Annotated in this window: 10 protein-coding genes and 4 pseudogenes; 9 read left to right on the forward strand and 5 right to left on the reverse strand. The window is 69.2% G+C overall.

What is annotated here, in order from left to right:
* Positions 1 to 5: 5 nt before the first annotated feature.
* The 5 genes from ACFWBD_RS38480 (at position 6) to ACFWBD_RS38500 (ending at position 4,215) form a co-directional block, all read left to right on the forward strand.
* Positions 6 to 485 (forward strand): MarR family winged helix-turn-helix transcriptional regulator, encoded by a 480-nt coding sequence (locus tag ACFWBD_RS38480; RefSeq protein WP_385677871.1) that lies wholly within the window; start codon positions 6 to 8, stop codon positions 483 to 485.
* A gap of 308 nt (positions 486 to 793) precedes the next feature.
* A complete protein-coding gene (locus ACFWBD_RS38485; RefSeq protein WP_385677874.1) occupies positions 794 to 1,714 on the forward strand; it encodes an SDR family oxidoreductase in 921 nt (306 codons plus the stop codon).
* Between the two features lie 370 nt (positions 1,715 to 2,084).
* Positions 2,085 to 3,065: an alcohol dehydrogenase catalytic domain-containing protein gene (locus ACFWBD_RS38490; RefSeq protein ID WP_385677898.1), complete on the forward strand. Its 981-nt coding sequence runs from the start codon at positions 2,085 to 2,087 to the stop codon at positions 3,063 to 3,065.
* Between the two features lie 65 nt (positions 3,066 to 3,130).
* Positions 3,131 to 3,562: a YybH family protein gene (locus ACFWBD_RS38495; RefSeq protein WP_385677877.1), complete on the forward strand. Its 432-nt coding sequence runs from the start codon at positions 3,131 to 3,133 to the stop codon at positions 3,560 to 3,562.
* A 245-nt stretch (positions 3,563 to 3,807) separates the two neighbouring features.
* The gene (locus ACFWBD_RS38500) at positions 3,808 to 4,215 is read left to right on the forward strand and encodes a hypothetical protein (protein ID WP_385677880.1); all 408 of its coding nucleotides are present in this window, start codon (positions 3,808 to 3,810) and stop codon (positions 4,213 to 4,215) included.
* Here the strand turns inward: ACFWBD_RS38500 and ACFWBD_RS38505 are convergent.
* The 5 genes and pseudogenes from ACFWBD_RS38505 to ACFWBD_RS38525 all read right to left on the reverse strand — a co-directional run bounded on the left by ACFWBD_RS38505 (position 4,155) and on the right by ACFWBD_RS38525 (position 9,806).
* Positions 4,155 to 5,312: a ScyD/ScyE family protein gene (locus ACFWBD_RS38505; RefSeq protein WP_385677883.1), complete on the reverse strand. Its 1,158-nt coding sequence runs from the start codon at positions 5,310 to 5,312 to the stop codon at positions 4,155 to 4,157. The genes ACFWBD_RS38500 and ACFWBD_RS38505 overlap by 61 nt on opposite strands.
* Before the next feature lie 367 nt (positions 5,313 to 5,679).
* Positions 5,680 to 6,461 (reverse strand): annotated as a pseudogene (locus tag ACFWBD_RS38510) (fibronectin type III domain-containing protein); the annotation flags it as partial.
* Between the two features lie 46 nt (positions 6,462 to 6,507).
* Positions 6,508 to 6,744 (reverse strand): annotated as a pseudogene (locus ACFWBD_RS38515) (beta-1,3-glucanase family protein); the annotation flags it as partial.
* Between the two features lie 69 nt (positions 6,745 to 6,813).
* Positions 6,814 to 7,803 carry an LD-carboxypeptidase gene (locus ACFWBD_RS38520; protein WP_385677886.1) on the reverse strand — a complete coding sequence of 330 codons (990 nt, stop codon included), beginning with the start codon at positions 7,801 to 7,803 and terminating at the stop codon, positions 6,814 to 6,816.
* Between the two features lie 953 nt (positions 7,804 to 8,756).
* Positions 8,757 to 9,806, reverse strand: a complete 1,050-nt coding sequence (locus ACFWBD_RS38525; protein WP_385677889.1) for a lytic polysaccharide monooxygenase auxiliary activity family 9 protein — start codon at positions 9,804 to 9,806, stop codon at positions 8,757 to 8,759.
* 506 nt (positions 9,807 to 10,312) lie between these two features.
* Here ACFWBD_RS38525 and ACFWBD_RS38530 point away from each other — a divergent pair.
* The 4 genes and pseudogenes from ACFWBD_RS38530 to ACFWBD_RS38545 form a co-directional block, all read left to right on the forward strand.
* Positions 10,313 to 11,956 carry a flavin monoamine oxidase family protein gene (locus ACFWBD_RS38530; RefSeq protein WP_385677892.1) on the forward strand — a complete coding sequence of 548 codons (1,644 nt, stop codon included), beginning with the start codon at positions 10,313 to 10,315 and terminating at the stop codon, positions 11,954 to 11,956.
* 354 nt (positions 11,957 to 12,310) lie between these two features.
* Positions 12,311 to 12,565 (forward strand): annotated as a pseudogene (locus ACFWBD_RS38535) (isochorismatase family protein); the annotation flags it as partial.
* 62 nt (positions 12,566 to 12,627) lie between these two features.
* Positions 12,628 to 12,843 (forward strand): hypothetical protein, encoded by a 216-nt coding sequence (locus ACFWBD_RS38540; RefSeq protein ID WP_385677901.1) that lies wholly within the window; start codon positions 12,628 to 12,630, stop codon positions 12,841 to 12,843.
* 264 nt (positions 12,844 to 13,107) lie between these two features.
* Positions 13,108 to 13,322: pseudogene (locus tag ACFWBD_RS38545) on the forward strand (DNA-directed RNA polymerase subunit alpha); the annotation flags it as partial.

Here is a 13,322-nt window from a genome sequence, read left to right on the forward strand (position 1 = left end):
GAACCATGCCCGCCCCCGAACCCCGCATCCCCACGACGGCCGGCGCAGGACCGATGAGCTACGCGATCTTCCAACTCGCCCGCGCCCACCGCGCCTACGCCGCCACCCTGTTGCGCGAGATGGACCTGCACCCCGGACAGGAACTGCTGCTGATGCACCTTCTTGACCGGGACGGCCAGTCCCAGTCCGAATTGCTCGAGTACCTCGGCGTGGACCACTCCACCATCTCCAAGGCGCTACGCCGCATGCAGGACGCCGGCCTGGTCATCCGCGAGCCGGCCGCACATGACCGACGCGTCATGGTGGTCCACCTCACCGACAAGGGCCGGGCGATGCGCGAGCCCATCGCGGCCCTGTGGCAGGCCCTGGAGGAGACCTCCGCCCGGAATCTGTCGGAGCAGCAGGCGGAGTCCTTCATCGAGACCGCGTACGCCATCACCGAGGCGATCAGCAGCCGCGCGCTGCCGGAAGAAGAGTCCGCGTGACTCCTCGGTGTGCACCCCGTGCCCACGTACGCCTCACCACACGTGACCACACCACACGTGATGAGGGGCACGCGGACTGAGGTGCACACCGTCCCGCATGCGGCGCGACCACCGCCAGGTCTGCCAAATCATCCACCCGTCGCGGCTGCCTTGGGAGGCGCACGTTCCGGCCGCGAGGCGCACTGCGGATCCGCCCCCCCACGGCCCGCCTCCATCAGCCCGCCCGGCACGCAGGCGCTATGTCCGCAGCCACCCCTGCCCCGCCCACCGAGGCCCTCTCTGATGACCTGACGGAAAGTGAGACCCCCATGCCCGCCACCGACTCAACCACCCTCCCGGTCCTCGTCGTCGGGGCGACCGGCTCCCTGGGGAGCAAGGTCGTCGACGAACTCCTCAAGCGCGGCAAGAACGTCCGCGCCCTGGTGAGGCCGGCCAGCGACGCCAGCCGGCTCGAAAGCCGGGGCGTTCAGATCGCCCGCGGCGACATGCTCGACGTCGACTCGCTCGTGGCCGCCATGAACGGCGCCGACGCCGTCATCACCACCGCCGCCGGCTACACCCGCGGCGGCAAGAACGCCGACGACATCGACACCGTCGGCAACGCCAACCTCGCCGAGGCCGCCCACCGCACCGGCATCCGGCGGTTCGTCCTGACCAGCATCCTCACCAGCGACCAGACGCCCCAAGTCCCGCACTTCTGGCACAAGAAGCTCGCCGAGGACAAGCTCGAACAGCTCGGCGTCCCGTTCGTCGCCCTGCGCCCGGGGGCGTTCCTCGACCAGGTCGCGAGCATGGCGGGCGACCCGGTCGACAAGGGCCGCATGGTGTGGATCGGCAAGGCCACCGTCCCGCTGACCTTCGTCCACACCTCCGATCTCGCGGCGTACCTGGCAGCCGCGGTCGACGCCGAGGCCGAGGCCGGTGAGCGGATCGACATCGGCTGGGACCGTCCGGTCAGCATGCGAGAGGTGGCCGACGTGATGGGCAGCCGGGCCGGAAGGAAGATCAAGGTGTGGGCCGTCCCATCCGCCGTCGCCCGCGCCGCAGGAGCCGTCGCCGGCCGCTTCATGCCCCTGATCAAGGACATGGCCGCGATGTTCCGCTGGTTCGAGACCGGACGCTACGTCGCCGACCCCCGCCGCCAGGAGCAGCTGTTCGGCCCCGTCCCCACGGCCGAGGAAACCCTCGCCCGGTTCACCGACGAGCTGCGCACCGCACAGCACCGGTGACAGGCCCGCGTCCCATTCTCGCCGGCCCTACGGCCTGACCAGGACGCCTCGGCCATCCCTCCTGGTCGAACCACCCCACAACGGTTCCGGCCGAGCCGAAGGGGTGACGGCGGGCGCCCAGGGCTTCCCTGGCCGGAATGAGGGGCCCGGTGAAGCCCTGCGATCGCGGGGCTTCACCAGGTGTCCCCCATTGACAATCAGATGTCCGCAACTGACTGAGCGATTCGCCGGATGTCGACAGAAGATCGGGAGGTGCTGCGGCGACCACCTCACCCGGGCCCGCAGCAGGGCCACCCTGCGGGCCGTACCCGACAAGTAAGGAACCGGCATGTACAAGCGTGCAGCGTCCGGAGGCGCCGCCTCTGCGACGATGCGAGCGGTCGTCGTCACTCAGCCCGGCGGCCTGGACGCCCTTCAGGTCACCACGGTGCCGATGCCCGAACCGCAGCCCCGATGGGTGCGCATCAAGGTGAAGGCGTTCGGCGTCAACGAGTCCGAGGTCACCACCCGAAAGGGCGAGTCGGACCCGGAGGTCACCTACCCGCGGATCCCCGGCATCGAGGGCGTAGGTGTGGTCGACCAGGCCGACGAGGACAGCGGGCTGCGCCCGGGGCAGCAGGTGGCGACCATGATGGGCGGCATGGGCCGGTCCTTCGACGGCTCGTACGCGCAGTACGTGACCGTCCCCGCGGGGCAGGTCATCCCGTTCGAGACCGGCCTCCCGTGGGAAGTGGCCGGCGCGCTGCCGGAGATGTTCCAGACCGCCTACGGCTCCCTCGCCACGGGCCTCGGTCTGCAGGCGGGGCAGACACTGCTGATCCGCGGCGGCACCTCCACGGTCGGGTTGAGCGCGGCCACGATCGCGAAGGACCTCGGAGCCACCGTGCTGTCCACCACCCGCAGCCCGGACCGGGCCGGGGAGCTGCGGGCCGTGGGTGTCGACCAGCCTCTGGTCGACAGTGGCACCATCGCCGACCAGGTGCGCGAGCTGATGCCGGACGGCGTCGACGCCGTACTGGAACTGGTGGGCTGCTCGGTTCTCGCCGACACCTTCCGCACCGTCCGCCGCCACGGCACCGTCTGCTTCACCGGAGCCCTGGCGGGCCAGTGGACGATCCCCGACTTCACCCCGTTCATGATCCCGGGCGGGGTGCGGCTGACCAGCTACGCGGGCGAGGCCACCGACCTGCCCGCGCAGGTGTTCCAGGGACAACTGCAAGCCATCGCCACCGGGCGGCTCAAGGCCCCGGTCGCGAAGGTCTACCACGGCCTGGAGCAGGTTCGCGACGCCCAGGCCGACATCGAGGCCGGCACGACGCCGGGCAAGCACGTGGTGCTGCTCGACGACTGAGAAAACACAACCATCCGCGTCGGTCGGAGTCGGCCGGCGGCGGCATGCACGAAAAGGAGACTGTCATGGGCGTCAACAAGGAAGAAATCAGCAAGACCATCCTGGAGCTGGAGAAGTCCTTCAACGAGCGGTGGAGCGTCGGCGGCAACCGCGGCTACCTCGACAACTACGCCGAGGAGATCAGCTACTTCGACCCGATCGAGAAGGACCTGGTCGTCGGCCGTGACGCGACCGTCGCCCACATCGAGGCGATCTACTCCAACCCGCACATCGTGCGCAACGAGTACCTCAACCCCGTCGTCCACGTCAGCGACGGCGGTGACTTCGCCGTCCTGGCCTACAACCTGGACACCTACGTGCTCGACGACAACGGCAACGAGCGGCAGCTTCGCGCCTGGAACGCCACCGAGGCGTACCGGCTGATCGACGGCGAGTGGCGCATCGTGCACTCCAACTGGGCGTTCGCCCAGACCGCGACGGCCGCGACCGCGTCCTGACCGGGAGGATCCACGGTGACGCTCACCCGGCCGGTGAGCAAGCGATCGAAGGAGGCGGCCGGCCCCGGCCCGGCCTCCGCTCCGGACGCGATCAAGGTGCACGGGGCACCGGCAGCCTGCGCTGCCCCATCTGCGATGGCACCGGCCAGATCGAACTCGACGTCCAGTTCCTGCCCGACGTCGACATCCTCTGCCCCGACTGCGAAAACTCCCGCTACGCCCCTCAGGCCGACGCCATCCGCCGCGTGCCGCGCGGAGGCGTCGAGGACGACGGGCTGACCCTGCCTCAGCTGCTGGCCTGCACCGTCACCCAGGCCATCGAGCACACCGGCGACCTGAACAAGGTCCGCTCCCGCCTGCAGACCCTCGTCGACCTGGGCCTGGGCTACCTCACTCCCGGCGAGGCCACTCCCGCCCTGTCGGGCGGCGAGGCGCAGCGGCTCAAGCTCGCCACCGAACCCGACCGCGACCAGCACGACGCCCTGTTCGTCCTGGACGAGCCCAGCGTCGGCCTGCACCCGCTCGACCCGGTGCGCACCGGCCGGCCAGGACAGCGACACCCGAGGGAGCAACCGGGCAGACGAAGCGGCCTCTACGAGGCGGAGAACTTCAACAGTTCACCGCTGGAGCCCTGCGTGTTGCTGGTGACGTAGATGTCGCCCTTCGCGGTGACCGCCACGCCCGTGGGCGTGTTCAGGCTGCCGCCGGTGTCGATCGTGGTGGCCGCGCCCGTCTTCTTGTCGATCCGGATCAGCGCGCCCGGCAGCAGCCCGCTCGACGTCGCACCACCGGTGTAGGACAGAGCGATCAGATCACCGCCCGGCGCCACCGCCAGGTCGATGAGACCCGTCAGGCCGGACGCGAAGACGGTCGGCTGACCGCCGGGCACGTAACGCCAGATACGGCTGAGACCCGTACGGATCCCGGACATGTCCGCGATGTAGAACGCACCGTCCCAGCCACGCACGATGCCCGTCGGCACCGCCTCCGCCTGACCCGCCGGGGCCAGCGCCGCATCCCCCGACGCAGCAGCGGCCGGCACCACGTTGTTGGGGAAGGCCACCTCCGTCGAGGTCTTCCCGTCGGGGTGGACGCGGACCAGGTCGTTGGCGCCCGCGTCGGTCACCAGGAAGTCACGGCCGTCCCGGGCGAAGTTCCACGGGTTGGAGAACACCTCGTTGTTGCCCACGGCGGAATCCGGGTCGTGCTCGGCCTCGTGCACCGCCAGATCACCCAGCACCCGCCCGTGCGCGATACTCAGCGTCCCCAGCGGCCCGCTGCCCGCACCCAGCGCCGTACGCGTCGCGGGAGTCCCGGTCACACCACTGACCACCCGGTAGGTGCCGCCCGGAACGGACTCAGCCTCGATCGCCCCGCTGATCACACTGGACCCGTCGGCGCGCACGATCTGCATCGACGGCAGACCCGTCACCACGCGGCCCCGAACAGAGCCCTTGATCCGGTAGATGGAACCGCTGAAGCTCAGGCACTGCGACCCCGGCACCGTGCACGGCACCGCCGGATCACTGCCCGCCTCCGTCACCAGCAGAGCCCCGTCGGGCTGCACACGCACCGCCCGCGGATTGTGCAGACCAGCCGCCACCACCACCGGCACCGAAGCGACCGCAGAGGCGCCCGCTCCCGACTCGGCCCGCGGAGCCGCCTGACTCGGCATCACGGCCGCAGTGAGACTGCCCACGACCGCCGCCGCTACGAAAGCCCCCGCCCACGACTTGCTCGCTCTCGACATAGCTCTCCTCAACTCGCCACACCCCCGTAAGCCGGAGGCGAATCCAACCGGCGACACCATAGACACACAAACCCACAACCACCCACCCCGAAAACACCCCCCATTAACCCGGAACCAACCCCGGCACAAAGAACCCCGACCGCGAATTCCACCACCGGCCACCAGCCCTGCAGTACGCAACCCACGACCTGTTAAAAAACCAGCAGGTGACAACACGATACGGACGAAATTACTCCACAAAAATGCCCGCAAGCAATCCTCCAGTGGACCTCCAACCCGACTTCCCCGGCGTAGATCGGCGAATTCCAGGACCCGCCGAATTCCGCTCGCACACCAGCAGTTGTCCAGCCGCCGTGGACAGCACCTCGACCCGCCGACACGAAAAACCACTGACCTTGACCCCCGCCTTGAAGTCGGCGTCGCTCTCCGCGTTCGGGCATTCGGTGACGGGGCATCGGGTGAAGCGGATGTCGCCGGAGGTGGTGGCGGTGGGTTCGCCGAACGCCAGGTCGATGACGTCCCAGCTGTCGGGGACGTCGGCCAGGCGCGTGTAGCCGGCGCCGTTCGCGAAGCTCGCGTGGAGGTAGCCGACCAGGGCATGGGTGGGCAGGTCGGTCGGCCCTCCGCCGCCGGACCCGGCGGTCGTCGCCGTCACCGCGGCCGACTTCGCGGACTCTCCGGCGTCGTTCACTCCGGCGACCTGAAAGGTGTAAGCCGTCGAGGCGGACAGGCCGGTCACAGTGGCCGAAGTACCGTTCACTGTCTGGACCTTGACGCCGTCGCGGTAGACCGCGTAGCTCGTCGCGCCGGTCGCCGCCGACCAGGAGAGGGCGATGCTGGAGAAGGTGGTGGCTCCGGCCTGCAGGCCGGTCGGCGCGACAGGCGGCTGCCTGCCGAGCCGCCCGGGCCGAGCAGGGAGACATCGTCGGCATAGTACGCGCCGGTGCCGTACCAGCCGTGTGTGTAGACCGTCACCTGGGTGGTGGACGCGCCGGTGCGGAACGTCGTCTTGAGCTGCTGCCAGTCGGAGGCGGATCGGGTCCACGTGGAGACGTCGGTGGTGCCTGTGCCGCTCGCGCCGAGGTAGACGTACGAGCCGCGGACATATCCGGACAGAGTGTACTGGGAGTTCGGCTGCACGCTCACCGATGAAGGATGACTGACCCGCCATGTCGCCGTAGGGGAAACCGCAGGCGAGGTTGTTGATGGCGTTGCCGTGCCGGAACTTGGCGTAGTAGTTCGCCGGTGCCGTCTCGTAGTACTGGCTCGGGTCGGCCTGCTGGGAGACCGGCAGCGTGGCCACATGGCGCCTGAGGGCCGCGCACAGGTGATCGAACACGGCCCGGACGTCACACGGAGCCACCTCTTCAACCGCCCACGTTCGGTGGCGGTCGGGACCATCGGGCAGGCCGGGGCAACGGGCATGGCGCACGGGCCGATCGGGAGAAGCGGATCACGACGGGCCGCAGCCCGCCGAAACCCATGCAGGATCCAACAGAACTCAGCGTTCCGCGACGGCCGACTCGAGCAGGGACAGGGTCCGGTTGTCCGCGTCCACGTCTGCGCGGACGCCGAGGGGCAGCGGCAGGTTCGGCGAGGTGTGGCCGAAGTCGACCTGGGCGAGGACGGGGATGTCACGCTGCGCCAGGACGTCGAGCACAACGTCGCGCAGACCGACCTGGTCTCCGCCGCCCTCGTAGGGCGTGACCTCACTCGGGATGCCGACCACCATGCCCGCGATCCGGTCCAGCACACCGGACAGCCGCAAGGCATGCAGGTCGCACCAGATCCGCGTGACCGGCCGCTGTACCTCTTCCCAGAACAAGACGGCGCCGTCGAACTGTTCGGCGGCCAGTGCGAATGGTGTCGCCTGCAACTGGACCAGGCGGTTCAGCAAGCCGCCGACCAGTGGACCCTGCGCACGGCCCGGCTGCCAGGTTTCCCAATTCCCCCTTGCCGGCAGCGCGCCCGGCGCCTCGGCCTTGGTAAGCACACGGGCGTAGAGGTCGACGAGTTCGGACCGGCGGGCCTCGTCGCCCAACGTGTACCAGTCGCTGCCGAAACCGTGGGTGACGATGTCGGCGTGGAAGCCGACGAGGCCGGTCTTGGCGTACAACGCCATGTGCAGCAGCGAGATGTCGCTGTAGCCGAGGATCGGCTTCGGGTCGGCCCGGACCGCATCCAGATCGATCAGATCCAGATAACCAATGGTCGCCTGGCCACCGGTGTGCGCGACGATGGCCCGCACCTCCGGATCCCGGAGCAGGGCATTGAGCTCGGCAGCCTGCTCCGCCGGAGCGCCCGCCGCCCACCAGCGGCTCCGCGCGGGGTCGACCATCGGGCTGACCCGCACGCGGAAACCCATCCGCTCCAATATCGCCACACCGCGAGCGAGCAGCGGCTCCTCACCGGGCTCGAGCCGGCCCGAGGGCGCGGTGACGACCACGAGATCGCCGGAACGCAGCGCACGGGGACGACGGATCGTAGGCATAGGGCCTCCTTGTTGATCGACAACGGCGGACAACCACGCAGGTACCGCTGGTATTCCGCCTCCTCGACGCGATCAAGCCGGGCCCCGGAATCCCGACAGGAGGCCAACGCTCGCCGGCCACCGGCACGCTGACATGACGGTGTCCCAGGGATGGCTGGTGTCGAGGAACGTTCACCGGCACCCCGAGGACGCCCTCGACGGTGCCTGCCAGCCCGACCTCGAAGGCTTTCGGGAGCCGACCACTACGTGATCACCCATCGCGGTATGACCAATATCCCCGACAACCTCACGTGCGCGTGAACGGGCCCCGGTATCGGGCGAGCCCGCCCTCGCTACCGCAGACCCGGTTTCAGCCTGCAAGGGAGGCCGAACGGGTCGCACCAGTCAGCGGCTGCGGAGTACCTCGGACCAGTCCCGGAGCTGGCCTGCGAGGGCAAGCTTGTCGCCGCGGGCTACGGTCTGGAGCAGCTGGGCACACAACTGCTTCGGCAGCGAGGCCGGGCTGCCTGGCTGCCGAGGACGGGAAAGGCATCGCGGACGCGGGCGGCGGCGTCCGGCTGAAGCAGCGTGTAGGCGTAGAGCGCGGCGGCGTCGAAACCCTCCGAGCCAGCCCCCCAGCCCTCCCGGTCCAGGATCCGCAGAGGTGTTGTGAGTTCGTCCAGTGCAGGTCGCCGTGGGCGGTGGCCCAGCAGGGCGCGACGGGGGCGGCCATGCCCAAGAACTCGGGGATGGCCCAGTCCATGTACTGCTGACGTACGGCGACGCGGTCGGTGTCGACGGCCGACACCTTCTCCCGCGTCCCGGCGAGGTCCTCCCACCAGGAGCCCGGCAGCGCGAGGTCGCACTGGAGGACAGGATTGTCGGACAGGACGTGCTGGTCGACGCGGGCGGACAACTCCGCCCGGTAGGCGGTGCCATCGTCGACGGCGTCGTGCACGCCCAGGAGCGCGGGCCTAGCGGAATTCGACGTCGGAGACGCTGACGAAGAACTCACCCTTGAAGTCGTGTCCGGCGTCGCCGCCGCCCCAGACGTTGACGATGGCGTGCCGTCCTTGCCGGGATGCCAGTGCCTCGGTTGTGTAGTGCAGCTGCTGGTCGAAGTGCGTGCCGCCGCCGTGGTACTCGACCATGAAGGGCGTCGGCTCCAGCACGTCCCAGGAGATTCCCTGGGCCGGGTCCCAGTCCTCTGTGGTGATGAACCACTGGTGAGTCCACTTCGGGCCCATGTGGTTCTGCCTGTAGTTGTAGGTGAAGGTGTGCCGGCCGTCGACGGCCTCCAGCCTGCTGGTCGGCCAGTCACCCAGGCCGTTCCCGCCGGCCAGGTCCAGGCCCTGGAAGGCGGGATTCGCTGCCGATGCCACGTTGGCGCCCTGGAAGAACTTGCGGTACTCCAGGTACCCGCGGGCCTCGTTCCACGGCGGGTTGCCGGCCGTGCCGGGAGGCACGACTTCCTGCCAGGTGGTCGAGGTGTTCAACTCGCGCGCCTTCTGGCAGATCGGCGCGTTGTCCTCGTCACGGATCGCCCGGATCGCCCGGCTGACCGGGAACTCCAGACTCCCGTGCCGCTCCCGGCCGTCATCCCCACGCGCCTCGGCGCGCGCGGGGATGTGCATGTCGTAGGGCGTGGACGTGGACGTGTCGACGGTGACCTCATCCGTGAACGGCCCCCAGGCGCCGTCGGCGTGCCTGGCCCGGATCTTCACCCGGTACTCGCGGGCGGGGGTCTCTCCGAGGCACACCCAGTGCCGGTTGGCCGACTGCCAGTGCGGATACCAGGTCGCCCAGTACAGGTCCACCGTCTGCGCGGGACTCCCGTCCAGCCACACCTCGTAGTGGTGCGGGTAGTCCGGGCGCCCGTTGTTCCAGTCGGACGGCTCCGTGGCGCCCTGGTCGGGGGCGTTCGCGCCGATCCGCCAGGTGAGTGAGATGCCTTCAAGCTTGACATCACCGTCATCGCGGTAGGTCGCCACCGCGCGCAAGTCCGCCGGGTGAGGCTGCTGCATCTTGGGAACTCCTCCAGTCGCACAGAACGGGTGGTCCAGCGCGAAACCACACACCGAACCACCCCTAAAGCCACTACTCAGATTATTTACCGCGCCATGTACCGCAAGTGCGGTGAGCCACAGGTGGCAAGCAGGAGGTCCCTGAAAGCGTGAGGCCGGGGTTCCGGACTGCTCCTGGCCGTGCCCGGCACCACAGGCACCTCCGTCCGGCCGTACACGGCTTCTCGAAGGTTGTCCGCCGCGGGCCGACAGGCGCGGGCGCACACCGGCGTGCGTCAGCTTCCGTGCCGTGTGCTCACCCGGACGGTCGGCGTCCGCTCTCGACAGACCGGGAAGGACCCCCTTAGGCAGGCCGAACTCGCACTTCGCGTGGCACTTCATGGCCGGGTCTCGTCTCCTTCGGGGCCATCCGGCGGCCCATCCCACGGGCTTCTTCACCGCACAAGCCACAGGAGCCAGACGAACCGGGAGCGCGGCACCGTCCCGTCCGACCCGAGAGGTGAGCCATGAGTACCCGCACGTTCGCCACCCCCTCCGAATCCGCACAGTCGCTCTACCACGCCATGTCCGGCCTCGCCGGCCCGCTGAGCTCCGGCGAAGGCACCGCGCCGGACTTCGCCGCCGCACCACGCGCGGCGGCCGGCGAGGAGCCGTCGGTACTCATCCTCGGCGCAGGCGTCGGCGGACTCACCACTGCCTACGAACTGGGCAGGCTCGGTTACCGGTGCACGATCCTGGAGCCCCAGACCCGCACCGGCGGCCGCAACCGCACCGCTCGCAAGGGCGACACACTGTACGAACTCGACGGCGAGGGCAACAGCCCCGTGCTGACCCACACCTGCGCGTTCGACAACGGCCTGTACCTCAACCTCGGCCCCGGCCGCATCCCGTACCACCACCGCCGAGTCCTCACATACTGCACCGACCTCGGGGTGCCTCTGGAGCCGTACATCATGGAGACGACGGCGAACGTCCTGCACAGCGCGGGACACACCCCGCCCGGCCAGCCCTGGCGCAACCGGCGGATCGCCAACGACACGAGCGGCCACGTCGCCGCACTCCTGTCTGCCACCCTGACCGGACGCGACGAGTTCACGGCACTACTGCGGGACCTGCTGCGCAAGTTCGGCGACCTGGACGAAGAAGGCGAGTACCACGGCTCCACCCGCTCCGGCTACGACGAGCCCCTCGACGTCCACGCATTCCCCCAGCCCGCGCCCCCGCTGCCCCTCGCCGAACTGATTCAGTCGCAGTTCTGGAAGCACAGGTTCTACCAGCCGGTGGACTACCTGTGGCAGGCCACGATGTTCCAGCCCATCGGCGGCATGGACAAGATCGTGCACGCCCTCACCGAGCGGATCACCTCCGAGTACGACGTGACCGTCGAACTCAAGGCCGAGGTCACCTCGATCGACCTGACGGGCGACGGGGTCAGCGTCACCTACCGCACGGGCGGACAGAAACTGACGACGACGGCCGACTACTGCGTGAGCAACATCCCGCTGCCGGTCCTGAAGCAGCTCACGCTGACCGGCTTCTCCACGGGGTTCCGGAACGCGATGGAAGCGGTGGATTTCGCGCCGACATGCAAAGTCGGCTGGCAGGCCAACCGGCGGTTCTGGGAGGACGACCACAACCAGATCTACGGAGGCATCAGCTGGACCGACCACCCCATCACTCAGTTCTGGTACCCGTCCAACGACTACTTCTCCAAGACGGGCACCCTCACCGGCGCGTACAACTTCGGCGACCACGCCGAGGGCATGGGCAAACTCGCGCCGGCCGACCGGCTGCACCTGGCCCGGGACGGTGCCGCACAGATGCACCGCGAGTTCCGGGAGAAGACCACCGTGCCCCAGGACCTGGGGGTGACCATCGCCTGGCACAAGGTGCCCCACCAGCTCGGCGGCTGGGCCGACTGGGACCCGGCCGATCCTGACCACCAGGTCGCCTACAAGCAGCTCCTGCAGCCCGAGGGCAACGGCTGCTTCTACGTCGTCGGCGACCAGGCATCACCGCTGCCCGGCTGGCAGGAGGGAGCCATGATGTCGGCACAGTACGTCGTCGCTCAGATCATCGGCCTCCTCCCCCGCACCGCCCCCGAGACCGTCCAGGTCCCGGACGCCGTCTTCCTGACGCAAGGACTCTGAACACACGCTCGGGGCCCGGCCCACAGCAGCCGGGCCCCGACCGACCCGCTGGCAGCCAGGTCTTTCCCGCTGGTTCAAGGCCCCGGTCGCTGGAGTCCGACCCTAGGTCCTCATACGGACGGCCAGAGGGCTCCCAGAGACGAGCACCATGCCGGGCCGCACCTCACTGATCTACTCACCAACGAAGTCGGGTATCCACTGCCAGACGCTCAGCACGCTGCCGCGCTTCGGCGGCAGGCCCTGCTTCGCTTGGCCGTTGCGGACCTGGAGGGTGTCGCACTCGCCGGGCCTCCGCCCCTTCGGGGTTGACTGACGCCACCCGATCCAATTTCACTGGCAAACGATCCAGGTCCGGTGTCAGGGGCCTGTGCAGGCTTCACCGCTGCCAGAAGCAACGCAGGGTCGTGCCGGACGACGGCAGAGCCCGGGTTCCAAGGCCCCTGCACCGCAGCGCACTTCGCGGCATCCGCCCTTGTCACGATCGACGTCCAGCGCGATTTCCTCTCCCGAGCCCCGTACGGAGTGCCGCGCACCACGTTGATCCTTCCCGCGCTGCGGCGGACCGTGTCCGCCTTCCGTGCCGCGGGCAGACCGGTGGTGCACGTCGTGCGCCTGTACGAGGAGGGCGGGGGCACGCCGATCTGGTGCGGCGGCGGCTGCTGGAGTCGGGGGTGCGGATCGCCGCACCGGGTACGCCGGGCAGCGAGCCGGCCGGCGGCCTTCTTCCCGAGGGGGCGCCCGGCCTGGGTTCGGAGCTGCTCCTGTCTGGCCGGCCGCAGCGGCTGGGTCCGTACGATCACGCGACTTTCAAGCCCCGCCGGGGAGCGTTCTACCGCACAAGCCTGGAACAGCCGCTGCGTGAACTCGGCGTCGACGCCCTGATTTAGAACGGGCCTGCTATTGGCCGTGTGCAACGTGACGCGCCCATGGCCGCGTATGCCTTGCTGGCCGTCCTGCTCTCGCCGGAGCTGGACGCGGGCACAGCAGAAACGGCCGTGGGGCGGCATGCGGAAGGGAGGCCCGAAGTCTCCTCGCTGGGTCGGAGCCGGGCGGTGCGGCCTCTTCGGAGGCTGACCGGCCGTATGGCCCGTACCCTTCGTGGTGTCCATGGCGTCGCATAGCGGGCGCCGAACCACTGGAGGCAACACCACGTGCTGATTGCTCAGCGTCCTTCCCTGACCGAAGAGGTCGTCGACGAGTTCCGCTCCCGGTTCGTGATCGAGCCGCTGGAGCCGGGCTTCGGTTACACCCTCGGTAACTCCCTCCGCCGAACCCTCCTGTCCTCGATCCCGGGTGCGGCGGTCACGTCCATCCGTATCGACGGCGTGCTGCACGAGTTCACCACCGTGCCGGGCGTCAAGGAGGA

This window comes from Streptomyces sp. NPDC060002, assembly GCF_042737245.1.
Classification (GTDB): Bacteria; Actinomycetota; Actinomycetes; order Streptomycetales; family Streptomycetaceae; genus Streptomyces.